This window comes from Sphingomonas sp. 1F27F7B, from assembly GCF_005503355.1.
GTDB lineage: Bacteria > Pseudomonadota > Alphaproteobacteria > Sphingomonadales > Sphingomonadaceae > Sphingomonas.
In genome coordinates this window covers 89,476-112,829 of record NZ_SCMK01000011.1, presented here as the reverse complement: position 1 = coordinate 112,829, position 23,354 = coordinate 89,476, and the positions used below count along the sequence as shown (strand labels likewise).

General features: G+C 67.4%; 22 protein-coding genes and 1 pseudogene. 12 read left to right on the top strand and 11 right to left on the bottom strand.

The features are described 5' to 3' along the window. The first annotated feature begins 119 nt into the window (after positions 1-119). Both FFS08_RS12180 and FFS08_RS12175 read left to right on the top strand, forming a co-directional pair. On the top strand, positions 120-2,684 hold the full coding sequence (locus tag FFS08_RS12180) for a TonB-dependent receptor plug domain-containing protein (protein ID WP_171012581.1): 2,565 nt from the start codon (positions 120-122) through the stop codon (positions 2,682-2,684). Positions 2,685-2,689: 5 nt separating this feature from the next. Continuing rightward, entirely contained in the window at positions 2,690-4,300 is a 1,611-nt protein-coding gene (locus FFS08_RS12175; protein WP_137861256.1) for a M20/M25/M40 family metallo-hydrolase, read from the top strand. 18 nt (positions 4,301-4,318) lie between these two features. On the opposite strand, the gene FFS08_RS12170 is transcribed toward FFS08_RS12175, so the two are convergent. Both FFS08_RS12170 and FFS08_RS12165 read right to left on the bottom strand, forming a co-directional pair. Further along, positions 4,319-6,670, bottom strand: a complete 2,352-nt coding sequence (locus tag FFS08_RS12170; RefSeq protein ID WP_137861255.1) for a putative bifunctional diguanylate cyclase/phosphodiesterase — start codon at positions 6,668-6,670, stop codon at positions 4,319-4,321. Positions 6,671-6,871: 201 nt separating this feature from the next. Beyond that, positions 6,872-8,236: an 8'-apo-carotenoid 13,14-cleaving dioxygenase gene (locus FFS08_RS12165; protein WP_137861254.1), complete on the bottom strand. Its 1,365-nt coding sequence runs from the start codon at positions 8,234-8,236 to the stop codon at positions 6,872-6,874. Positions 8,237-8,280: 44 nt separating this feature from the next. Between FFS08_RS12165 and FFS08_RS12160 the strand changes: the two genes are divergently transcribed. Continuing rightward, positions 8,281-8,850, top strand: a complete 570-nt coding sequence (locus FFS08_RS12160) for a TetR/AcrR family transcriptional regulator (RefSeq protein ID WP_137861253.1) — start codon at positions 8,281-8,283, stop codon at positions 8,848-8,850. Between the two features lie 349 nt (positions 8,851-9,199). Here the strand turns inward: FFS08_RS12160 and FFS08_RS12155 are convergent, their stop codons facing one another. Continuing rightward, positions 9,200-10,972 carry a fatty acyl-AMP ligase gene (locus FFS08_RS12155; protein ID WP_137861252.1) on the bottom strand — a complete coding sequence of 591 codons (1,773 nt, stop codon included), beginning with the start codon at positions 10,970-10,972 and terminating at the stop codon, positions 9,200-9,202. A gap of 303 nt (positions 10,973-11,275) precedes the next feature. On the opposite strand from FFS08_RS12155, the gene FFS08_RS12150 reads away from it, so the two are divergent. The 5 genes and pseudogenes from FFS08_RS12150 to FFS08_RS24300 form a co-directional block, all read left to right on the top strand. Continuing rightward, complete coding sequence (locus FFS08_RS12150) at positions 11,276-11,629, top strand: regulatory protein RecX (protein ID WP_331484310.1); 354 nt, start codon at positions 11,276-11,278, stop codon at positions 11,627-11,629. Positions 11,630-11,703: 74 nt separating this feature from the next. Continuing rightward, on the top strand, positions 11,704-12,288 hold the full coding sequence (locus FFS08_RS12145; protein ID WP_137861250.1) for a cold-shock protein: 585 nt from the start codon (positions 11,704-11,706) through the stop codon (positions 12,286-12,288). A gap of 4 nt (positions 12,289-12,292) precedes the next feature. Beyond that, positions 12,293-12,784, top strand: a complete 492-nt coding sequence (locus FFS08_RS12140) for a DUF192 domain-containing protein (RefSeq protein ID WP_137861249.1) — start codon at positions 12,293-12,295, stop codon at positions 12,782-12,784. A 38-nt stretch (positions 12,785-12,822) separates the two neighbouring features. Then, positions 12,823-13,215, top strand: coding sequence for an NADH:ubiquinone oxidoreductase subunit NDUFA12 (locus FFS08_RS12135; RefSeq protein WP_086130341.1), 393 nt, complete (start codon positions 12,823-12,825; stop codon positions 13,213-13,215). Further along, positions 13,212-13,643 (top strand): annotated as a pseudogene (locus FFS08_RS24300) (DUF2155 domain-containing protein); the annotation flags it as partial. The gene FFS08_RS12135 and the pseudogene FFS08_RS24300, both read left to right, overlap by 4 nt. A 35-nt stretch (positions 13,644-13,678) precedes the next feature. Here FFS08_RS24300 and aat read toward each other — a convergent pair. From aat to FFS08_RS12110, 4 genes are all read right to left on the bottom strand, one after another. Beyond that, positions 13,679-14,434, bottom strand: a complete 756-nt coding sequence (aat, locus tag FFS08_RS12125) for a leucyl/phenylalanyl-tRNA--protein transferase (RefSeq protein ID WP_137861248.1) — start codon at positions 14,432-14,434, stop codon at positions 13,679-13,681. Next, the gene (locus FFS08_RS12120) at positions 14,431-15,165 is read right to left on the bottom strand and encodes a ParA family protein (protein ID WP_137861247.1); all 735 of its coding nucleotides are present in this window, start codon (positions 15,163-15,165) and stop codon (positions 14,431-14,433) included. The genes aat and FFS08_RS12120 overlap by 4 nt, the downstream gene beginning before the upstream one ends. Positions 15,166-15,256: 91 nt before the next feature. Continuing rightward, positions 15,257-15,637, bottom strand: coding sequence for a hypothetical protein (locus FFS08_RS12115; protein ID WP_137861246.1), 381 nt, complete (start codon positions 15,635-15,637; stop codon positions 15,257-15,259). A 124-nt stretch (positions 15,638-15,761) separates the two neighbouring features. Continuing rightward, positions 15,762-17,159 (bottom strand): Y-family DNA polymerase, encoded by a 1,398-nt coding sequence (locus FFS08_RS12110; protein ID WP_137861245.1) that lies wholly within the window; start codon positions 17,157-17,159, stop codon positions 15,762-15,764. A gap of 122 nt (positions 17,160-17,281) precedes the next feature. Between FFS08_RS12110 and FFS08_RS12105 the strand changes: the two genes are divergently transcribed. Then, positions 17,282-17,797: a hypothetical protein gene (locus FFS08_RS12105; RefSeq protein ID WP_137861244.1), complete on the top strand. Its 516-nt coding sequence runs from the start codon at positions 17,282-17,284 to the stop codon at positions 17,795-17,797. Positions 17,798-18,098: 301 nt separating this feature from the next. Here FFS08_RS12105 and FFS08_RS12100 read toward each other — a convergent pair whose 3' ends face one another. Next, positions 18,099-19,712: a vWA domain-containing protein gene (locus FFS08_RS12100; protein ID WP_137861243.1), complete on the bottom strand. Its 1,614-nt coding sequence runs from the start codon at positions 19,710-19,712 to the stop codon at positions 18,099-18,101. Positions 19,713-19,811: 99 nt separating this feature from the next. Further along, positions 19,812-20,309 (bottom strand): DNA-deoxyinosine glycosylase, encoded by a 498-nt coding sequence (locus FFS08_RS12095; protein ID WP_137861242.1) that lies wholly within the window; start codon positions 20,307-20,309, stop codon positions 19,812-19,814. Between the two features lie 22 nt (positions 20,310-20,331). Here FFS08_RS12095 and FFS08_RS12090 point away from each other — a divergent pair, with 22 nt between their 5' ends. Further along, entirely contained in the window at positions 20,332-20,664 is a 333-nt protein-coding gene (locus tag FFS08_RS12090) for an Mpo1-like protein (protein WP_137861241.1), read from the top strand. Here FFS08_RS12090 and FFS08_RS12085 read toward each other — a convergent pair. Continuing rightward, positions 20,661-21,128: a hypothetical protein gene (locus FFS08_RS12085; RefSeq protein WP_137861240.1), complete on the bottom strand. Its 468-nt coding sequence runs from the start codon at positions 21,126-21,128 to the stop codon at positions 20,661-20,663. The two genes, FFS08_RS12090 and FFS08_RS12085, sit on opposite strands and share 4 nt — an antisense overlap. A gap of 145 nt (positions 21,129-21,273) precedes the next feature. Next, positions 21,274-21,477: an RAG2 PHD domain containing protein gene (locus FFS08_RS12080; protein WP_137861239.1), complete on the bottom strand. Its 204-nt coding sequence runs from the start codon at positions 21,475-21,477 to the stop codon at positions 21,274-21,276. A 168-nt stretch (positions 21,478-21,645) separates the two neighbouring features. Between FFS08_RS12080 and FFS08_RS12075 the strand changes: the two genes are divergently transcribed. Both FFS08_RS12075 and FFS08_RS12070 read left to right on the top strand, forming a co-directional pair. Further along, on the top strand, positions 21,646-22,638 hold the full coding sequence (locus tag FFS08_RS12075) for a cysteine synthase A (protein WP_137861238.1): 993 nt from the start codon (positions 21,646-21,648) through the stop codon (positions 22,636-22,638). A gap of 57 nt (positions 22,639-22,695) precedes the next feature. Then, entirely contained in the window at positions 22,696-23,019 is a 324-nt protein-coding gene (locus FFS08_RS12070) for a hypothetical protein (protein ID WP_249340962.1), read from the top strand. Positions 23,020-23,354 lie beyond the last annotated feature (335 nt).

Genomic DNA, 23,354 nt, shown 5'->3' with positions numbered 1-23,354 from the left:
CGCGAGCCGGAATGGCGATATGGTTCAGACATTTCGCGATATCGCCGCTCGTGCGTCTTTCTTCCCGGAAGCTCCTGGCGAACGGGGAGCGATACAGGGGAAGAGAGATGAGGGGTTCGATGGCGTTGCTTCGCATTGGCGCTGCCATGACGGTGGCTGCGAGCTGTCTCTCGCCGGTATCGGCGCAAGCGCAGGCCAGCTACCGGCTCGACATTCCCGCACAGGACATGGAGGCCGCGCTCAAGACCGTTGCGGGCGTGACGCATGAGCAGATCGTCTTCCGCGGCGAGGTCGTGCGCGGCAAGCGAAGCAATGCGCTGCACGGCGCCTATACTGCGGACGCGGCGATTGCGGCCCTCATCCGCGGATCGGGGTTGAGCGTTTCCCGCAGCGCGCGCGGCGTGTTCGTCGTGGTGGCCGCGACGGCCGCCGCGCAGGACGCGGATCCGGCTCCCGAGCAAGTCGCCGCGGCCGAACAGGAGATCGTCGTCACCGGCACGCACATCGCCGGGGCGCCCGTCGCCTCTCCCGTCCTCCGGATCGACCAGCGCGAGATGCGCGAAGCCGGGCAGCGCGATCTGGGCGACGTGATCCGCAACATTCCCAGCAACTATAATGGCGGGCAGAATCCGGGCGCGCGGTTTCAGGCTGGCACGGCTGCCAACACCAATGCGTCCGGCTCCTCCGCGCTGAACCTGCGCGGCCTCGGCCCGGATGCGACGCTCACCCTGCTGAACGGCCGCCGGCTTCCCTATGACGGAACCGCGCAGGCGGTCGACGTCTCGGCGATTCCGCTCGATGCGGTGGCGGAGCTCCAGGTCATGCCCGACGGCGCTTCCGCGCTCTATGGATCGGATGCGGTCGGCGGGGTCGCCAACATCATCCTGCGGCGCGACTTCGAGGGCGTGAGCACCTCGCTTCGCTTCGGCACGTCCACCGATGGCGGCGGGTTCCTGCAGGAATATGGCGCGGTCGGCGGCGGCCGCTGGGGCAACGGCGGCGCACTGGTCGCCCTGCAATATGACCGGCAGAACGCAGTGCGATCGGACCAGCGCGACTATACCCGCTATGTCATAGGCCCCAACACGCTGCTCGATGCGCACAAGCATTTCAGCGGACTTGTCACCGCGCACCAGGACATCACCGATCGCCTGACCTTCGGCATCGACGGCCTGTACAGCTGGCGCCACAGCGACGGCGCCGAATATTCGACCGTCGCCTTCGCCGCGACGACGCGGTTCAGCAACGAGAATTATGCGATCTCGCCGACGCTGGCCTGGCGCCTGCCCGGTGATTGGAAGGCCTCGCTCAGCGCGTCGTACGGCGCCAACAAGACGCGCCGTTTCGACGACTATATCGACAAGGTGACCGGCTACAACGACGGCGGCAGCAGCATCTACGACAATTACGCCTATGGCGGCGAGCTGGACCTGGATGGCCGGCTGTTCGCGATTCCCGGGGGCGATGTGCGGCTGGCGGTGGGAGGAGGCTATCGCTACAACCATCTGCGGGTCTATTCCGCCACTTCCGCCGTGCCGACGGGCGATGGGCGGGGGAATTTCTATGGTTTCGGCGAGCTTTCGGTGCCGCTGGTCTCCGCCGCCAACGCTTCGCCCTTTCTGCACCAGCTGACCTTTTCGGCCGCGCTGCGCCACGAGGAATATGATCGCTTCGACGGCGTCACCACGCCCAAGCTGGGCCTGGTCTATGCGCCGGCGCCGGATCTCGACCTCAAGCTTTCCTGGGGTCGTTCGTTCAAGGCGCCGACGCTGCGCAACGAATTCCAGGTGTTCAGGGTCGGTCTCCAGCCCGCTTTCTATTACGGGGGCAATTATCCCGCCGGCTCGACGGTGCTGTTCACCTCGGGCGGCAATCGCGATCTGAAGCCGGAGCGGGCGCGGACCCTGTCGACGACGCTCGACCTGCATCCCCGGGCGGTGCCGGGCCTGAAGCTGTCGGCGACCTATTTCGACATCGACTATACCGATCGGGTGGTCCAGCCGGCGAGCAACGCCACGCTCAAGGTGCTCGACAATCCGGCGCTGCAGGAATTCATCGACTATGCCCCGACCCCGGCCCAGCAGGCGGCGCTGATCGCGCGCGACAGCAGGGGCCTCGGCAACTACACCGGCAAGCCCTATGATCCGGCGAAAGTGGTAGCGATCATCCGCAACCAGCTCGTCAATGCCGCGCGCCAGCGGATCAAGGGCGTCGACCTGGTCGGCAGCTATCGGATTCCGACCGCGACCGGCGACGTGACGCTCTCGGGCCAGGCGAGCTGGCTGCGCAGCAACCAGCGCAACACCGCGAGCGCGCCGCTCATGCAGCTCGCCGGCACCAACTTCAATCCCCCGCGGTTCCGCGCCCGCGGCGGCGCGACCGGGCATTTCGGGGCGTTCACCGGCGCGCTGTTCGCCAATTATGCCGGGGGGATCACCGACCTGAACGTGGCGCCGCCGGTGCCGAGGGAAGGGATGACCACGCTCGACCTGTCGCTGATGTGGAAGGCGCCGGCGGCCCATGGGCCGCTGAAGGGCTTCGAGCTCGGGTTGTACGTGAACAATCTCACCGACGCGCGGCCGCCCTATCTGGCGCCGTTCGACGACACCACGGTCAATTATGATTCGACCAACTATTCGCCGCTGGGCCGCTTCGTCAGCGTCTCGCTGCGCAAGGCATGGTGAGCGACATGAAGAACCGATCGAACCGCCTTCTCCCGCGCGGCGGCGCGGCGCTGCTCGCCCTGGCGTTCGGCGTGGCGCCGCTCGTGGTCCGCGGCCAGGCCGTGGACCTCGACATGACCGATCGCATCGTCGACGAGGGCCAGCGGCATGGCGAAGTGATGGAGATCGCGCGCTATCTGAGCGACGAGATCGGCAGCCGGCTCACCAATTCGCCCGGTGCGCGCAAGGCCGAGGCCTGGACCCAGGAGAAGTTCCGCGGCTGGGGCCTCGCCAATGTGCACAAGCAGGGGTTCCCCTTCGGGCGCGGCTGGTGGATGGAGCGCTCGAGCGTGCGGATGATCGCGCCCCGGCCGCTGGCGCTCATCGCCATTCCGATCAGCTGGACGCCGGGCACGAACGGCGTGATCGCTGCTCCGATCGTCTTCGCGCCGATGACGAGCAAGGCGGATTTCGCGCAGTGGAAGGGCAAGCTGGCGGGCAGGATCGTCCTGGTCTCGGGCATCGACGACATCCACACGCCGCCGGCCGCCTCGCGCCTGTCGGCGGACGAATTCGCGAGGCTGGCCGTGTACGAGCCGCCGAAATTCTCGTCCGACGGCAAGGCCTATCTGGAGAAATCCTATTTCTTCCCGCGCCAGATGGAGGACTTCCTGAAGGCGGAGGGGGCGCTCGCCTATGCTCGGGTGACCAAGCGCGACGGCAAGCTGGTGATGGGCGACGGCTATCGCTTCGCGCCGGGCGACGAGGCGCCCTTGCCTGCGGTGGAGATCGCCGCGGAAGACTATCGCCGTCTGGTCCGCCTCGCCGATGCGGGGCAGACGCCGACGCTCGCGATCGAGAGCGTGGTCCATTATGACGACAGCGATCCGCAGGCCTACAACATCTTCGCCGAGATCCCCGGCAGCGATCCGAAGGCCGCCTATGTGATGGCCGGCGCGCATCTCGACAGTTCGGCGGCGGCGGACGGCGCGGCGGACAATGGCGCGGGCATGGCGATGGTGATGGAGGCCGCGCGCATCCTCTCGAAGATGCCGCGCCCGCGCCGCACCATCCGCTTCGCGCTGTGGGGGGCTGAGGAGCAGGGGATGATCGGCAGCTCGGCCTTTGTCGAGGAGCGGCTCGGGCAGCGCGTGCCGCCGGCCGAGCCCAAGGTGGGAGCGAACGGCCGCTTCTGGCTCCGCTCGACCAGCTGGCCGATCGTCAAGCGGCCGACCTGGGGCGAGCTGTCGGTCTATTTCAATCTCGACAACGGCTCGGGCAAGATCCGCGGCGTCTATGCCTATCGCAACCTGGCGGCGGTGCCGATCTTCCAGGCCTGGCTCGCGCCGTTCGCGTCGATGGGTGCCACCACGGTCGCCGCGTCGGACAATACCGGGCCGGACAATGAATATATGCAGATGATCGGCGTCCCGGGCTTCCAGTTCATCCAGGACTGGAACGACTATGGCCGCATGCACCACACGTCGATGGACACGTTCGACCATCTCGACGCCGACGACATGCGCCAGGCCTCGATCGTCCTGGCGAGCTTCCTGTGGAACGCGGCGAATGCGGACAAGCCGTTCCCGCGGCGACCGCTGCCGACCGAACCCAGCCGGACCGGGCCGGCGAAGTGATCCGCGTGCGCCGCGGCTTCAGGCGGCGGCGCTGGCGCCATCTTGCGGGCGAGTGGCGAGCGAGCGCGCTTCCTGCACGGGGAGCGGGCGGCCGAAATAATAGCCCTGCACCTTGGTGCAGCCGAGTTGCTGCACCATGTGGTGCTCCTCCTCGGTCTCCACGCCCTCGGCTGTGGTCGCCATGCCCAGACTGTCGGCGAGCGCCACCACTGCGCGGATGATCGCGATCGCCTCCTTGGTGCCCTTGGACGCGCCCTGGACGAAGCTGCGGTCGATCTTGATCGAGCTGAACCGGGTGTGCGCCAGATAGCCAAGCGAGGAATAGCCCGTGCCGAAATCGTCCAGGCTCAGCCGCACGCCCAGCTCGAGCACCTTTTCGAGCACCTGGATCGCCTGGGTGCCTTCGCGCATGAACACGCTCTCGGTCACTTCCAGCTCGAGCCGTTCGGCCGGCAGGCCGGACTGGGCGAGCGCCTGTGCCACCATGGTGGCAAAGCTCGGCGAGTGGAGCTGCTCCGGGCTGACGTTCACCGCCACGCGCACTTCCGAATCCCAGCGTGCCGCTTCGTTGCAGGCGGTGCGCAGCACCCATTCGCCGATCGCGGGGATCAGCCGGGCATCTTCGGCCAGCGGCACGAACTTGGCGGGCGAGACCACGCCGAACTCGGGATGGGTCCAGCGCAGCAGCGCCTCGAAGCCGGCCAGCGTGCCGGTATCGGCGAGCACCACCGGCTGGTAGTTGAGGTGCATCTCGCCATTCTCGACTGCGCTGCGCAGCGCGATCTCGAGCACGCGCCGTTCCTCGGCGGCCATGTGCAGCTGCGGCTCGTAGCAATGAAAGGCGCCGCCGCCGGTGTCCTTGGAGCGATAGAGCGCAAGATCGGCGGAGCGGATCAGCATCTCGGCCGTGCGCCCGTCGCGCGGCCCCACCGCCAGGCCGACCGAGGCACCGATGAACAGCGTGTTCTGGTCGATCTCATAGGGGCGGGAGACCGTGTCGATGATCGCCTGGGCCAGCCGCTCGATGCCCGCGGTGTCGGTTGCGTCGCGAACCACCACGGCGAACTCGTCGCCGCCGAGGCGCCCGACCATCTCGTTGTCGCTCATCAGCTGCTTCAGCCGCTCGGAGACGCGCATCAACAGTCGGTCGCCCACCGGATGGCCCAGCGTGTCGTTCACGGCCTTGAAGCGATCGAGGTCGATCATCATGAAGGCGCAGCGCGATCCCCATTTCTCGGCCTCGGCCATCGCGCGGGCCAGCGTCTCGTTGAGCAGCAGGCGGTTGGGCAGGCCGGTAAGCGTGTCGAACCGCGCCATCTTGCTGATCTGGTCGGCCGAGGCCCGCGCCTCGGTCACGTCCGAGCCGACGCCGCGAAAGCCGATGAAGGTGCCGCCTTCGTCATAGCGCGGGCTGGCGGACATCTCCCACCAGCGTTCCTCGCCATTGACGAAGACCGGCAGCAGCAGGTCGTGGAACGGGTCGCGCGTCTTCAGCTTCTCGGCCAGGTCGCGCAGGCCCGCGGCGAAATTGCCGTCTTCCCAGGTCGGCCCGGCAAGCACCTGGAGGAAGGGCATGCCGTTGATCGCCTTGGGATCGACGCCCAGCGACTTGGAGAAGCGCGGATTGGCGCGGGCGACGCGGCGCTGCGCGTCGATCTCCCAGAGCCAGTCGGCTTCGCCCTCGCGCTCATTCTCGCGCAGCAACAGGCTCAGCGTCTCGTCGCGCTCGGCGATTGCCATCTCGCCCGCGCGGATCACCACGAGCGCCTTGCCGCGCGCGAAGGTGGCCATGACGAGCAGCACGGTGAACAGGGCCGAGGCGGCCGCGAGCATCGGCGAGGCGATCAGCGACAGCGTCACCACCAGCGCGGTGCCGACGATCGAGACGAAGGTGATGGTGGCAAGCGGCAGCGCCGCCATGGCGACGGCGCTGGCGGTCATCAGCAGCGAGACCACGATCCACAGGCCGAGCGCGGCACTGGCATCGACGAGATGGCCGAAGGCGAGCGGCGGGATCGACCAGACCGCGCCCAGCGCGATGCCGTCGAGCACGGTGTCGCGCACATCGCCCAGCGTGGCGGTGACGGCGGTGCGGTGGCGCTTGGCGAGGCGCCGGAAGGCGACCGCGGTGCCCGCGGCGGCGACGATCGCTCCCCAGCTCGCCAGCTGCCAGAGCGGCACCAGCGGCGCCAGGATCATCGTGACGAGCGAGGCGCCGATCACATTGGCGGCGAGCATGAACAGCGCCAGCTGGCTGCCGGCATGGAGCTGGGCGGCGCGGATCGGCCCCCAATCGGTGGTGTCCGCCGGGTCGTACAGGCCCAGAAGCGCACGCGCGTCGATGCGCGGCCGGGCGAATTGCGAGGTCATCTGGCTGTTCACCCATCGGGTGTAGCCCGGCGCTGGTTAGCGAGTGGTTAGGCCGGGAGCGGCGGAAGGTGGATTTTTCTCCAGACGTCCCTCCCTGGAAGGCGGTCATCCCCTCGCGACAAATACCCCCTCTTCGTCATCCCCGCCTGCGCGGGGATGACGGTCAGGGGGCTATCCTTGCCGCGAGGCGAGGATTTGCAATCAACCCGTGATCCAGTTGCCATGAAAGCCCGGCGGCACGCGGTGGGGCAGGCGGATGCTCGCCACCGGTGCCCCCGCGAAGTCGCGTGCATCGAGGATCGCCAGGTCGGTCGTCTCGTTCGGCAGGTCGACGACCAGGCCGATCAGCCAGCCCTCGTCCTCGGCGGCGTCCGGCGCGGCGGGAACGAAGACGAACTCGCCCGGATGCCGGCCTTCGCCGAAGTCGTGCACCTCGCGGGTACCTGTCTCCAGGTCGTGCTTGTAGAGCCGCGTCCCGGCGATGGCGAAGCCGTTCTCGGGCAGCGCGATCGTATAGGCATGGCGATGGGGCTGGCCGAAGCGCCGCTCGTCGGGGCGGGGGAATTCCTGGGGGGCGGCGTCGAGGATGCGTCGCTCGGCGGTGCGCGCCACGGGATCGAGGACGAAGCGCTCGAGACCGCGCGGACTCTGGTCGGGGCCGCCTGGCTCGCCGGCGAACATGGTGTCGTAGCTCACGGCATCGAGCACCACCCGGCCATCGGGCAGGTCATGGGCGTTGAGGGTGTGGAAGATGTAGCAGGGGTCGATTTCGATCCAGATCGTCTCGTCGCCCCGGCCGCCACGCGGCAACAGGCCGATCCGGGCGCGATGCTCGGGATTCCAGCGATAGGGGAAGCCGCGGCCCTGCATCGCCGTCTCGAGCGAGAAGGTCACCGGCAGGTCCAGCACCACCACGAAGCGCGCGGTGATGGCGCAGTCGTGGATCGAGGGGCCGTGCGCCACCGCGATCGGCTCCTCGCGGATCACCTTGCCTTCGGGAGAGAGGACGACGTGGTGCACGGTATCGGGAACCATCGCCGCATAGGTGATCGCATGCTGCTCGCCGGTCAGCGGATCGCGGTGCGGATGGGCGGTGAAGCTGCCGGCCAGCGTGCCGCCGAAATCGGTATAGGACTGGGCCTCCATGTCGCGGGAGAGGGCGACCGGCGTGCTGCCCGCCTCGACCAGGGCGAGGATCTTGCCGGCGATCTCGACGACATTGGTGTTCACCGTGTCGAAGCGGCCATGGCGCGGCCCCGGAGCGGGAGACTCGCCCAGCGCCGCGGCGACTGCGGCCGAGCGGATCCAGCGGTTGCGATACCATCGTGCCTTCCCGTCGCGGATCGCCAGGCCGTGGACCATGCCGTCGCCGATGAACCAGTGATAGCTCTTGGGGTCCGGGTTCACCGGATTGGGGCCGATGCGCATATATTGGCCGTTCAGCGCGGCGGGGATCGTGCCGGTGACCGGAAGCTCGGTAAGGGTCAGCTCGGCGCGCATCGGCGCGTGGATGCCGGTGAGGAAGGGGTGATCGGTCGTGTCGTCCAGTGCGATCGCGCTTGCCATTGTCGCCTCCAGGGCTATGTTGACGATGTTCACATAGCGAGCAAATGGTAACAGTGTCAACATCCGAGGGTGGCAAGGCCTATCATCACGGCGATCTGCGTGTGGCGGCGCTCGAAGCCGGGCTGAAATTGCTCGAGACGCGCACCGCCGACGATCTCGGGCTCCGCGAGATCGCCCGTGCCGTGGGAGTGAGCGCGACGGCGCTCTATCGGCACTTTCCGGACAAGAAGGCGCTGATGACCGCGCTGGCGGGGGAGGGGCTGCGGCGCCTGTCGGACGTGCAGCACGAAGCGGCGGCGCGGGCAGGGGGCGGCAAGGCGGGCTTCGCGGCGACGGGCGCCGCCTATGTCCGCTTCGCGCTGGCCAATCCGGCGCTGTTCCGGCTGATCTTCGCCAATCCGGACATGGATTCCATGGCATTGTCGCATGAGGACGGCGCGATGGCCTTCCTCAAGGAGAATGCCCGCGCCGCGGCGGCCCAGCATGGCGGCGATGCCGATGCGATCGCCTTCCACGCCTGGTCCTGCGCGCACGGCCTGGCGATGCTGATGCTGGACAGGCAGATCCCCGGCGACGACGCGATCATCGATCGGGTGATCGGGGGATGGTCATAGGGCTTTGGTGGAAGCCGGGCATCATCCTGAACTGGTTGGAGCCTATCGCCGATCAAGCCCGGGGGCGGCATGACGAAGGTAGAGGCCGCAAGGCTGGCCATCGCAAGGCGGGATTTCGTCTGCTGGCCTCGAAGGGTCATGCAAGACGCCTGTCATAATATTGATTCTTTTAGGAAAATTAGAACGCGCCACGCCATCTCATTGCGGGGGCGCATGCATGTGCGACGGATGCTTGCTGCGGCGGGGGAGGAACGGTCTCCCAAGTCCAGACTTCCTGGACTTCGGGAGGGCGCTCGGGGCGCGTCCGTGCAGGGATTCCCCTCCCCGGAGGGAGGGGAAATGCCCGGCCTTACGCGGCCAGCGCGTAGGGCTTGATCTCGCCGTTGAGATAGAGGTTGCGCGCCTTGGCGCGGCTGAGCTTGCCCGAGCTGGTGCGCGGCAGCGTGCGCGGCGGGACGAGCTCGATCACGCAGTTCATGCCCGTCACCGAGCGGACGCGCTCGCGAATCTCGTCGCGCAGGCGCAGGCGCTCCTGCTCGTCCGAGGTGCGGCACTGGACCAGCACCGCCGGCGTCTCCTCGCCGCCCGGCGTGGTGATCGCGAAGGCGGCGACATCACCCTGCTTGAACGCCGGCAGCTGTTCCACGGCCCATTCGATGTCCTGGGGCCAATGGTTCTTGCCGTTGATGATGATCATGTCCTTGGCGCGGCCGACGATGTAGATATAGCCGTCGGAAATATAGCCCATGTCGCCGGTGTCGAGCCAACCGTCCTTCAGGCAGGCGTCGGTCGCTTCCTGGTCGCGGAAATAGCCGACCATCACGCTCGGGCCCTTGCACCAGACCTTGCCGATCGCCTTCTCGGGAAGCGGCGTGCCGTCTTCCTCGCGGATCTCGATCGTCATGTCGCGCGCGGGCACCCCGCAATTGACGATCGCGCGGAAGCGCTGCGGGCGATCACCCCGGGCGACTTCGCCGCCCGAGAGCTGGGTTTCCTCGACCAGCTCGACCATGATGCCTTCGCCCGGCGGCATGATCGAGACGGCGAGGGTGGCCTCCGCCAGGCCGTAGCTCGGCAGGAAGGCGGTGGCCTTGAAGCCGGCATCGGCGAAGGCGTCGACGAACGACTGCATCACGTCCGGGCGGATCATGTCGGCGCCGTTGCCGGCGACGCGCCAGCGGCTCAGGTCGAAGCGCTCGCTGGCCTTGGTCTGGCTCGACATGCGGCGGGCGCAGATGTCGTAGCCGAAAGTCGGCGAATAGCTGAGCGTGTTGCCCTGGTTGCGGCTGATCAGGTCGAGCCAGGCGAGCGGGCGCCGGGCGAAATCCTCGGTCTTCAGATAGTCGGTCGAGACCTGGTTGGCGACGACCGAGAGCAGGCAGCCGACCAGGCCCATGTCATGGTACCAGGGCAGCCAGGAGACACAGCGGTCGCCATCGGTCACGTGCATGCCGTGGCTGTGCGCCGCCAGATTGTTGAGCAGCGCATGGTGCGTGATCACCACGCCGTGCGGGAAACGCGTCGAGCCGCTCGAATATTGCAGATAGGCGATGTCGCTCGATTTGGCTTCGGGCAGCGTTGTCGGGGTCGCGTCGCGCTGGACGAACTCGGACCAGTCCATGCCCGACACGCCGCGACCGCGCGCGGCCTCGGCGCACATCGCGCCGATCTCGGGCGGGAAGAGCAGCATCGAGGGGTCGCAGCTCTGCAACTGGACAGTGAGCTGGTCGATATACGACTGGGCGCCGCCGAAGCTGGTCGGCAGCGGCAGCGGCACCGGCCAGGCACCGGCATAGATCACGCCGAAGAACAGCGAGGCGAATTCGGCGCCCGTCTCCGCGATCAGCGCGATGCGGTCCTCGGGCTTCACGCCCGCGGCGATCAGGCGCCAGGCCTGTTTCAGCGCATCCTCGCGCAGCTCCGCAAAGGGATAGGGACGCACGAGGTTGCCGCGCGCATCGTGGAAATTGAGCCCGCGCTTGCCCCTTGCGGCATAGTCGAGCGCTTCGCCCAGCGTTTCGAAGTCCGCGAGGCGACGCGGCAGGCTGTCATCGGTAGGCGTAGGCGCGAGCGTTCCCGCTTCCTTTTCTGCCTCGAGCGATCCCGTAACGTCCAATACCATTCTTTATTCCGTGCCCCTGCGTGGTAGCCAACGTCGTGCCCCCACGACGAATTTTTGAGGCTAGCCTCTGCTACGCGCTGTCGTTCAAAATCGGTTGCCAGTGTGGCACAATCATGGCGCATGCCAGTCCCGAGACGCCCCCTACCACCGCTGAATGGCGCCGATCTGGAGCGTCATGCGCTCCGCTATGTCGAACGTTACGCTACGACAAGGGCCAAACTTGCGGCCTATCTGTCCCGAAAGCTGCGCGAGCGCGGCTGGGCGGGAGAAAAATCCCCCGATCCCGATGCTTTGGCCCAGCGCATGGCCGAACTCGGCTATGTCGACGACCGTCTCTATGCCGAATCCAAGGCCGGGGCGATGGCGCGGCGCGGATTGGGCGCGCGCCGGGTGCGCGAAGCGCTGCGGTTCGCCGGGGTCGAGGAAGAGGATGCGGCCGCGCTCGCGCCCGTGATCGAGGCCGATGGGCTCGCGAGCGCAATCGCCTTTGCCCGGCGCAGGCGCATCGGGCCCTATGCCCGAGAAGCGGCCGACCGGCCGCTCCAGGAGAAGCAGATGGCGGCGATGATCCGTGCCGGGCATGCGCCGGAACTGGCCCGCGCGATCGTCCGCATGGCGCCGGGGGACGACCCGGAAATCACGCTTGGCGGCGCTTGATGCCAGATCGGCGACAAAGGCAATTCCATTTATGGAAAATACCATGTTAATGTGACCGTTCGGGGGAACAGGAAATGCGTGCTGACCAACAGGTTGCGCAGAACGACTATACAGACACGCCGAACGATAACGGGGGGATTGGCGAGGACCAGCTGGACGAAGGCCAGGTCTTTGCCGGTGTCGTGAAATGGTTCGACGTTACGCGGGGGTTCGGCTTTCTCGTCGCCGATGACGCCGCCGTGGGCGACATCCTGATCCACTTCACCGTGCTTCAGGATCACGGCCGCCGTTCGCTGCCCGAGGGCGCACGCGTGGAGTGCACGGCGGTGCAGCGCCAGCGGGGCCTCCAGGCGCGCGAGATTCTCTCGATCGACCTCAGCCAGGCGATCGAGGCGCCCAAGCGCCAGGCCGAGCGCGCCGACCGGGTGAAGCTGATCGCCACTGCCGGCCCGTTCGAGCCGGTGACGGTGAAATGGTTCAATCGCCTCAAGGGCTATGGATTCCTAGTGCGTGAGTCCGACTCGGCCGATATATTCGTCCATATGGAGACGTTGCGGCGCGCCGAGATCGAGGAGGTCGAGCCCGGCCAGTCGCTCAGCGCACGCATCGTCGATGGCGAAAAGGGGCCGCTCGCCGTGGCGGTCGAAAGGACCGGCTGAGACGATGAAGTTCCTGCGTGGATTGGGAGCGGCGCTCGCCGCTTCGGTGCTGCTCGTCTCGGGTGCGTGCCAGGGCGAGGCGGAGACCCGGCCAGCCGCGGTGCAGGCTGCGCGAAAGATCGACGTGACGGTCGACAGTGCCAATGGCCCGCGCGTCTTCCATGTCGAGCTCGCCCGCACTACGGCCGAGCAGGAGCGCGGGCTGATGTTCCGCACCAACATCCCGCAGGACGGCGGCATGCTCTTCGCGCCCTATCCGGCCGACGGCCCGCCGCGCGAGGCGAGCTTTTGGATGAAGAACACGCCCACTGCGCTCGACATCCTCTTCATCCGCGGAGACGGCACGATCGCCCGGATCGGTGAGAATGCGGTGCCATTCTCGGAGGATAACGTGAAGTCGGGCGAGCCGGTGGCGGCGGTGCTGGAGATCAATGCGGGCCTTTCGGCGAAGCTCGGCATCCGGGCGGGCGACAAGGTGCGCTGGGACAAGCAGTAAGGATTGCCTCTCCTCGCGCTCCTCGCTAATCCGCGCCCATGGGTCTCAATCTCAATCCCTTCACCTGGTGGAACGGCGCCACCTTCGGCACCTGGATGGGCCTGCGCGGCAAGACGCGCGTGGGCGAGGACGATCTGGGCAACGTCTATTACGAGGGCGGCCAGGACCCCAACGGCATTCCGCGCCGCTGGGTGATCTACAACGGCTCGAACGATGCGAGCCGGGTGCCGCCCGAATGGTTCAGCTGGCTGCACCACCAGATCGATTCGGCGCCTGATCAGGCCCTTCCGGCGCCCAAGGCGTGGGAAAAGCCGGCGGAGATGAACCTGACCGGCTCGCAGCTCGCCTATCGTCCGAGCGGCGCGCTGGAGAAGGGCGGCCACCGCGCCCGCGCCACCGGCGACTACGAGGCCTGGACCCCCGGCGCATGATCCGTCGCCGCGCCGGAGCCGCTGCGGCCGGGCTGTTGCTCGCCCTCGGTGCCTGCTCGGGCGGCGGCAGCGGTCCCACGAACAAGACGGTTTCGGACGAAGTCGTCACCAGCGGCGGCGATTCGGACAAGGCGGCCGATGTGATCACGGTCGATCGCGACGGCAAGGCGATCGAGGATGCCGCCGCCACGCCGATGAAGGATCGCGTCGCGGTGCTCGGCATCCTCAACAAGCGCAACGGCGAAGCGCGCGAGTTCAAGATGAAGCCGGGCCAGGCGGTGCGGATCGGCGACGTGATCGTCCGCCTCAAGGCCTGTGACAGGACGGCGCCCTGGGAAGCGGATCAGCTCACCGGCGCCTTCGTCCAGGTCGACGTGCTCGAGCTCGACAAGCAATGGCACCGCGTCCATTCGGGCTGGCTGTTCGCAGAGCGCCCGGCGCTCAACGTGGTCCAGCATCCGATCTACGATGTCTGGCCCAAGAGCTGCGCGATGACCTTCCGCGACAGCGGGCCCGACACGGTGCCGGCGCCTGCGGCGGGCGGCAACGGATCGGGCAATGCGTCGAGCGCGAAGAAGTCGCCGTCAACCGAAGGTGTGCCCGCCGAGAGCCCGGCCGCCGACTCGCCCAGCGCGCCAGCCAGCAACGCCACATAATCGTCGCGCGGAATCTCGACCGCGCCGAGCGTGGTCAGATGCTCGGTGATGAACTGGCAGTCCAGCAGCATGAACCCGCCGGCCCTGAGCCGTGCGACGAGATGCGCGAACGCGACCTTCGAGGCATTGGGGATCCGCGTGACCATCGATTCCCCGAAAAATGCCCGGCCCAGCGCCAGGCCATATAGCCCGCCGCCGAGCGTCTCGCCGTCCCAGCATTCGAGCGAATGGGCGAAGCCGCGGCGGTGCAGCTCGAGGAAGACCCGCTCGATCGGGCCGTTGATCCAGGTATCCGGCCGGTCGGCGGCGGATTCGGCGCAAAGCCGGATGATCCGCTCGAATGCGGCATCGACGGTCAGCCGGAAACGGCCCGCCTGGATGAGCTTCCTGAGCGAGCGGGAAAAGTGGAAGCCGTCCAGCGGCAGCACGCCGCGCAGCTTGGGCTCGACCCAATAGACGCTGGCCGCGCTGCGATGGTCGGCCATGGGAAAGACGCCCATGGCATAGGCGCGCAGCACCAGGTCCGGATCCAGCTCCTGCTGGGGCGGCTGGGCGCGGCTCAACGCTTCTTGCCCGTCAACCGGCGCTCGATCGCTTGCCACAGCCCGGCAAAGGCCTGGGCGCCCGGAGTGCGCGGCGCATAGGCGCCTACCGCGGCACGATGCACGCTCATCGCCTCGACGATGCTGGCCATCGGGATCACCGGCCAGTCGGGATGCGCGGCGACTGCCTCGGCATGGAGTTTCCGCCGGCGATCGACCATTGAATGGACCGGCATCAGCGGCACCTTGCCTCCCTTGCGGGCAAGATGCGCGGAGACTTCCTCGAAGGCGCGGGTGGAGAGCGGGGAGGGGATCACCGGCACGACGATCAGGTCGGCGGCGCGCATCACCTGCTCGCTCGTCTCGGTCAGGCCGGGCGGGCAATCGAGCAGCATCCGATCATAGGCCTTGTCGAGCTCGCCGAGCAGCTTGGCCAGCCGTTTCTTCTTGTCGAGTTCGTGAAAGGTCAGGTCGAGACCACGCAGCGAGGTGTCGGCGCCGATCAGGTCGAGCCGCTCGATTCCGGTATGCTGGATCAGCTTGGCGGGCGCCACGTCCTTGGTGAAGATCGCCTGGGCCTGGTCGCGGGTCTTGCCCTGCGGCTCGACGAGGAAAGTGGCGGCGGCCTGGGGATCGAGGTCCCATAACAGGGTGCGGCGGGCGGACAGGGTGGCGGAGGCCCAGGCCAGGTTCACCGCCAGCGTCGTCTTACCGACGCCGCCTTTCAGGCTGTAGATCGCGACAGTCGCCACCCGGATTCGCTCCCTTCGCCTTCAAACCTCGCATGAAAAAGGGCCGGCGGGAATGCCCGCCGGCCCCTGGATGAAAACACTGGCGCCGCGATCAGGCGTGGCAGGCGCGCGAGCCCTTGCCCGGAATCTCGATCGTGGCGTTCTTGGCGGTGCCGGTGACCTTGTAGCCGCCGGCGGCGACGAAGGGCTGGCCGGCTTCCGGCGCCTTCAGCATGGTACCCGGGCCGTCCTTGGCCTCCTTGATCAGGACCTGCTTGTCGCCCTTGTAGAAGTCGGCGAACACGACAGTGTTGTCCTTGCAGCGCATCGAGACCGAGGACGCGATCGACGGCGGCAGCTCGACCTTCGGTGCGTTCTTCAGCGCTTCGGCCTGGGGATCGGGAGCGGTCCCCGAGACTTCCTCGGGCTTGTTCTCACAGGCCGCGAGCGACAGGAGCACGGCGGCGGCGGCAAAAAGGGGGGCTTTATTCATAGCGGGCAGGAGCTTTCGTTCACCATGCAAGAATCGTCAAGCGATTCGTGTTATAGAGTTACATTCCAATTGTGCGGTGCGGTATCACGTCGGGAATATTGCGATCGCATGACCGACACCGATGTCATTCATGGAATTCGCTCATTTCCGGAATACGTCCAAAAGCGATCTTTGTCCCCACTCGATCGATCCTGCCGCCGTGCAGCGGCCCGACCGAAACTGCGTTTCGCCCGAATTTCTGGTTAATCCGGTCCATCGCGCGGCTGAGTGCGAGCGTGCGCGTCTCGCGGGCCAGCGGATCGTCCGGATCGAGCGCCGCGAAGAGCGAGCCCTGCTCTCCCTCCTCCGCTTCGATTTCGCAGAGCGTGACACCGACCATGCGCAGTCGAAAGCCGCCGGGCCGGCCGCGCCCCGCTTCGGCCAGGCGGGGGAAGAGCCGGTCGAGCGCATGGAGGATGACGAAGCTGTCCTGCGTGTTCGGCAAGCGGATCGAGGCGCGCCAGCCGGATTTATCGTCCTCGAACTTGCCGTGGAGCACCAGCAGCCGCGCGCGATAGCCCTTGCGGCGCAGACGGCTGGCAGCCTTGAGCGCGAGGCGGCGTGCAGTGAGCCGGGTTGGCTCGAGGCCGCGCTTCTGCGGGCTGAGCACATGGCTGTGCCCGATCGTGCGGTTCTGGGTCGGCTTGTCGGGCAGCTCGACGCCGTGGAGCAGATACCAGAGCCGATCGCCATTGACCCCGCCCCAGGCATTGCCCGCGTCGCGCGGGCGGCGCTCGCAATATTGGCGGATGTCGAGGATGCCGTCCTGCGCCAGCCGCTTCTCCATCTTGGCGCCGATGCCGGCGATCTCGCGCAGCTTGAGGCCGAACAGGCACGCCGGAAGCCGCTCGGCGGTCAGCACCACCAGTCCGTCCGGCTTCTGCATGTCCGAGGCGAGCTTGGCGAGGAGACGGTTGGGCGCAATGCCCACCGAACTGGTCAGGCAGGCGCCGACATTCGCGCGGATGCTCGCCTTGATCCGATGCGCTAGCGCCACCGCGGCCGCGGGATCGTTCTCATTGTCGAGCAGCCGGCAGGCGACTTCATCGATCGAGCAGACATGGGTGACGGGCACGTGCTTCCAGATCTCGGTCAGGATCGCTTCATGGAACTCGACATATTTCTCGTGCCGGGCCGGGGTGATCCGCAGATCCCGGCACAGGCGCTTGGCTTCCCAGACCGGGGTGCCGGTGGAGATGCCGTATCGCTTTGCCTCGACCGAGGCGGCGATGGCGACGGTGGTGTCGCTGTCCACCGGGGCGACGATCACCGGATGCCCGCGCAGATCGGGGTTCAGTTGCTGCTCGACGCTGGCGAAATAGGAATTGAGATCGAGATAGAGCCAGCGCAGCGGCCGGGGCGGGAAGGCGAGGATCGGCGCTGGAAGGTTCGGAAGCTTCGGGCAAGGGGCCCCGGTTTCATTCCCCCGAAGCGCCGGCGAGGGCGGCGAAACGGCAGCGGCAAGGCGAATCGCGTCGGGCATGGATTGGAACAATACAGGAACATTATGCTGTGGGACAGCCGGAACGGGGAACTCCCGACAGGCCCCATGGCTTGACCCGGCGCGTGCGGCCCGTGCAGGGTCGCGGCCGAGGGAGGATGGTAATGCGCGCCTTCGCCATTGCCGCGCTGCTCGCGCTGGCGAGCTGCGGGTCGAGCGAGAAGACCGAAGCGCCGGCGGCCAAGCCGAGCCCGGCCGGGCCGCGGCTGGGCGATGTCGCGCTCGACGCGCCGCTGCGCGCCACCGACAATGCGCTGACCTGGTCGCTGGAGCTTGCGCCCGGATCGATCACGCTCACGCGCTTCGCCGGCCGCGGGACCGAGGGAAGCGTGACGCAATTCTATCCGGTCTCGCCGCAGGCCGATGGCAAGAAGGCGGTGTGGACCACCAAGGACGTGGCGGGGGAGCCGGTGACGATCACTTTCACAGGCGCGCGTTGCATCGAAGGCGGCGATCCTGCGATCGAACGGCCGCTGACCGCCGATATCCGCATCGGCGACAAGCAGCTCCACGGTTGCGCGGGCGAGCGGCCGGCGGACGGTCTGAATTCGCAGCCGCCGGTGGCCCCGGGAAATGTGGCCGCGGATAGTGCGGCGGATGAAGCGACGAACGCACATTGATGTTCGAGCCCTTCCCCGGAGCGGGGAGGGGCCAGGGGAACCGCGGCCCGGCCTCCGGGCGGAAGGGCCGGGCCGCGACGGCCGGCGGTGCCCTGGATCCCCGCCGGCCCGGGGGATGGGATCCGGGTTGAGAACGCAAACTGATATCTGATTTCCCATCGTCACTCCGGCACAAGGCCGGGGTGACCGCGAAGCATAGGGGGCCTCAGCCTTAGGTTGGGGACTCAATATTCCTTCAATCGTCATCCCCGCCTGCGCGGGGATGACGACGGAAAATCAGATACTTGTTTGGGCCCTCAGCCTAGAGCGCCCGATCTTCCTCGCCGCGCTCCGCCGAAGCCGTGCGGGTGCGGGAGTCCGCCAGGTCGACCAGGCGCAGGAACTCGCTTCGCCACCAGGCCTGCTGGCTGAAGCCCCATTGCATGCCGGCAAGCCGCTTGACGTCGGCATAGCCCCAATCGCCGAGCAGGTCGTCGCCGCGCAGCTTCTGCGCGAAGCCGGCCACCGCCACTGCGAAGGCGAGGTCGCCGTGCGGCATCGGTGCGTTCCGCAGCTGGCCGGCATCGACCGGCCGGGTGATCAGGCGCGAGGCGCCGCCCTCGGGCAGCTTGTAGCGCAGGCGGACCTGGGCCAGTTCGCCCCGTGTCGTGCCTGCGCCTTCGCCTTCGCCTTCGCCTTCGCTTTCGGGGCGGCGATTGGCGGCGAAATGGCGATCGGGCAGCCAGCCCTTGGCGCCGGCGGGAACGATCTCGTAGATCGCGGTCACCTGGTGTCCGGCGCCGATATCGCCCGCATCGACCTTGTCGTTCTGGAAATCCTGTTCGCGCAGCGCGCGGTTCTCATAACCGATCAGGCGATACTGGCGCACTGCCGCCGGATTGAACTCCACCTGGACCTTCACGTCCTTCGCGATGGTGAAGAGGGTGGAGGCCAGCTCGGTGTCGAGCACTTTCCGCGCCTCGTCGATCCCGTCGACATAGGCATAGTTGCCGTTCCCCTTGTCGGCGATCGACTCCATCATCGCATCGTTGAGATTGCCCTGGCCGAAGCCGAGCACGGTGAGGGTGATGCCGTCGTCGCGGTTCTTCTCGATCAGCTGCTCGAGCTGAGCCTGGTCGGTGATGCCGACGTTGAAATCGCCATCGCTGGCGAGGATCACGCGGTTGACTCCGTCCTCGCGGAAATTCCGTCGCACCATCGCATAGGCGAGTTCGATGCCTTCGCCGCCCGCCGTGGAGCCGCCTGCGTCGAGGCCGCTCAGCGCCGCCCGCACCTCGGCGGGGCTGGCAGTTGGCTCGAGCACCACGCCGGCGGCCCCGGCATAGACGACGATCGAGACGTGATCGCCGGCCTTCATATTGTCCGCGACCATGCCGAGCGCGCGCTTCACCAGCGGCAGCTTGTCCGGCTCGTTCATCGATCCCGAGACGTCGACGAGGAAGACGAGATTGGCGGGCGGGCGCTGGGCACGGCTCAGGTCATAGCCGCGCAGGCCGATGCGCAGCAGCCGGGTCTCGGGATTCCACGGCGTCTGCGCGACATCGGTGGTGACGCTGAACGGCGCGGTCCGGTCCGTGGGCAGCGGATAATCGTAGCGGAAATAGTTGATCAGTTCCTCGGCGCGGACGGCGTCCTTGGGCGGAAGCTGGCCCTGGGTGAGGAAGCGGCGGACATTGGCATAGGCGGCGGTGTCGACATCGACGGCAAAGGTGGAGACCGGCTCCTGCGCGACCGTGCGGACCGCCGCCACGTCGTTCCGCGCATAGCGCTCCGCGCCTTCGGGCGCCGCGACGAAATCCGCTTCCGCCATCTCTTGCGGGCCGGATTGATAGCTGACCGAGCTGCCCTGCTGGCTGTTGCAGCTCGCGAGAAGGACCGCCGGAATGGCGACGGAAATCAGGAACTTGCCACGCATGCACTTTCTCCCTGCCCAGATGATGCCTCAATCTTGCCGTAAATGTGGCACGATTGTGGCGAAATCGGCAAGCGGAAAATTCACAGTGTTTCAGTGGGATTATTCGAGCAGGGCGCGGAGCGCTTCCCATTGCGGAAGCTTCCTTTCGAAGCCGATGGTGTGGAGCGGACTCGACGAGGGCAGGGCGATGATCGCGTAGCGCCGCGCGGCGCTGCCCAATTGCCGCGAGCCGGTGCGGAACGCCGTGCCGCCGTTAAAGGCGATCGCGCGCAGTTCGGGCAGGGTTGCAGCCAGGGCCGCGATGTCATGTCCCTCGACGTCACGCAGCGCCGCGTCGGTGCTGCCGGTGCGCCGCGCGCTGGCGACCACGTCCCACAGGCCGATATGCGCATCGAGCAGGGCAGCGAGGCGGGCGTCATAGTCGAGCGCGGCAAGGTCGCGGCCGGCAGCGGGCGAGGCCAGGCGCCAGAACTGGTTCTGCGGATGAGCGTAATAGCGCTGCTCGGCGAGCGAGCGCTCCCCGGGGAGCGAACCGAGAACGAGCAGACGGGTGGCGGCGTCGACGACGGGCGGGAAGCTGTGCTTGCGCGGATCCATGATGTCGCGTTAGCTTCTCGCCATGGCAGGCACCATCACCAGCTATCGCGACTTCTGGCCCTTCTATCTTCGCGAGCATGCGAAGCCGAGCACGCGGGCGCTCCATTATGTGGGCACGATCCTCACGCTCTGGTTCCTGCTGCTGGCGCTGGGCGGGGCCGGGTGGTGGTGGTGGCTGGCAATCCCGCTGGCGGGCTATGGCTTTGCCTGGGCCGCGCATTTCGGCGTCGAGAAGAACCGGCCGGCGACCTTCACCTATCCGCTCTGGTCGCTGGTCTCGGACTATCGGATGTTCTTCCTGTGGTTCGCGGGGAAGCTGGACGCGCATCTCCAGCGGGCGGGCGTGCCCGCCTAGTCCCCGGCCAGCACCCTGCCGCCCAGCCGGGCGAGCGCGGCGCCGAGCGGGCTGCACGGATAGGGCATCGGCTCCGACAGGAAGATCAGGTCGGCGGCGCCGTCATGCTCCGATGCGAGTGCGGCGATCGGCTCGGCGATCTCGAAGGCCAGGCTGGTGGAAGGATGGGCGGCGAGTTCGGCCTGCCGGCGTGCGTGGCGGATGCCGCCGGTCCATAGCGACACGCCGCGCCCCTCGATCGCGACGAAACCGAGCGCGCGGGCCGCTTCGGCGGCGCGGAGCAGGCGGCCGCCATCGGCACAGTCGAGATCGAGCATGCGGACGGAACGGTGGCCATGGTTGCGGAATTCGGCAAGCGCCCGGGCGATGCGCGCGTCGCAGGGGCCGGATCGCGATCGCTCGGGCTCGGTGGACAGGCCGGCGCGGCGCAGCAGGCCGCCGAGCGAGAATTGGGTGGCTGTCATCGGTTCTTCTCCTGGTTGTCGGGCCGGGTCCTCAGCGACAGGGATCCCGGAATCCGGCGGTGGGGTGAGGCGCTCCGCTGCGCGGCGGGCGCAGCAGCAGGGCGAGCGCCAGGGTGAGCGCGAGGAGCGCGGTCATGGCCGCGCATCAGTGCGACAGGATCGAATGGAGCGGCGTGGTGGCGAGCACCATGCGGGCGCCGGGAAAGGCGCGGCATTCGGACAGGGCGAAGCGGACCGCCGCGTCGCGCGAACGGAACAGGGCTTCGAGCATCCCGCCTTCTTCCTGCACGACCCAATGGCCCTGACTGTCCTGGCCGACGCGCAGGACATGTTCGGAACGCGAAACCATATGCACTCCTCGATTGGAACGGAGCGTGAGATAGGGGCGCTGCCCGTTAAGCTTCGAGACGGATTGCGGGCGCCCGCATAAGGGTTTCGTAAAGGCGGAAAGCCGCGCTTCGCCGTGCCCTGCCAGCGCTTGCTTGCGGCGCGGCGGAAAGCGCTCCATCTAGCGGCCATGCATTCGACATCCGATACGCTGGCACTGATCGGCAACACGCCCCTGGTGCGCCTCAAGGGGCCGAGCGAGGCCACGGGCTGCGAGATCTACGGCAAGTGCGAGTTCGCCAATCCCGGCGCGTCGGTGAAGGACCGGGCGGCGCTGTTCATCGTCAAGGATGCCGAGGAGCGCGGCCTGATCGGCCCGGGCGGCTGCATCGTCGAGGGGACGGCGGGCAATACCGGCATCGGCCTGGCCCTGGTCGCCAATGCCAAGGGCTATCGCACGATCATCGTGATGCCCGAGACGCAGAGCCGCGAAAAGATGGACACGCTGCGCGCGCTCGGCGCCGAGCTGGTGCTTGTGCCGGCGGCGCCCTATTCGAACCCCGGCCATTTCGTGCACACCTCCAGGCGGATCGCCGAGGAGACGCCCAATGCGATCTGGGCCAACCAGTTCGACAATACCGCCAACCGCAAGGCGCACATCGTCGGCACGGCCGAGGAGATCTGGGCGCAGATGGACGGGCGGATCGACGGCTTTACCTGCGCGGCGGGCACCGGCGGCACGATCGCCGGCGTCGGGCTGGGCCTCAAGGCCCGGGACGAGAATGTCCGCATCGCGCTCAGCGACCCGCACGGTGCCGCGCTCTACAGCTATTATGCGTGCGGCGAACTGAAGGCCGAGGGCAGCTCGGTCGCCGAGGGAATCGGCCAGGGGCGGATCACCGGCAATCTCGAGGGCGCGCCGATCGACACGCAGTTCCGCATCTCCGACGAGGAGGGGCTGGAATGGGTCGAGCGGCTGCTCAAGGAAGAGGGGCTCTGCCTGGGCCTGTCCTCGGGAATCAACGTGGCCGGCGCAGTGCGGCTGGCGCGCGAGCTGGGGCCGGGCAAGCGCGTCGCGACGACCCTGTGCGATACGGGTTTCCGTTATCTTTCAACGCTCTACAATGCAGAATGGCTCGCGGCCAAGGGATTGCCGGTCCCGGAGTGGCTCGCAGCGGAGTGAACGCCCCATCTTGGCAACGGGGCAGTTCGGCGTTACATTTATGCAACAGATATGAGCGTGGGTTCGCCTGATACCGCCCAGACGATGCAACGTATCTACGTTGGTCTGACGGGGCTCGCCGTGGTTACGGTGCTGATCGTGCTGGCGAGCGCGGTCGTCGCTTGGCGTGCGAATGACATGCCGGTCTCGGCGGTGGGCGCCTCCAACTCCGCCGTTGTCGCCAATATGACCGCCCTGGGCAATTCGCTGGGCGAGAAGACCAAGGAAGAGCCGCTCGCCGAACTGGGCGCCGCACCCAGCACCACAACGACCGAGAAGGTCGATGCAGCGGCGATCGCGCGCCGGCAGCAGGAAGCCCAGCAGAACGGCGAAGCGCGCTGATCGCTGGCGCCCGTGCGGGCCCGGGGATCCGGCCCCACTGGCGCGAAGCCGGCGTGGCGGCCGACTATCCACAATTTCCTTGCAAACCACTCCCGAAATGCCTTGAATCTCAAGAATATCGGTTAACGCGCGCCGGTTTTCGCGGCGACTCGTAGGATTTCTGCGGTTTCTTGCAGGGGCGGGGCTGGCTGGGCGAGATGGCCGCTGCTAAGCGTGGAACGAGAAAAGTGAGGAAATTGCGTGGCTTGGCGATTTCCCGGGATCGGGCGGGATTGCGCCCCACTTTCCGGCATTGTCCGTAGCGATTGGGTTCATTTACGGAGGTGGTTTAGAAA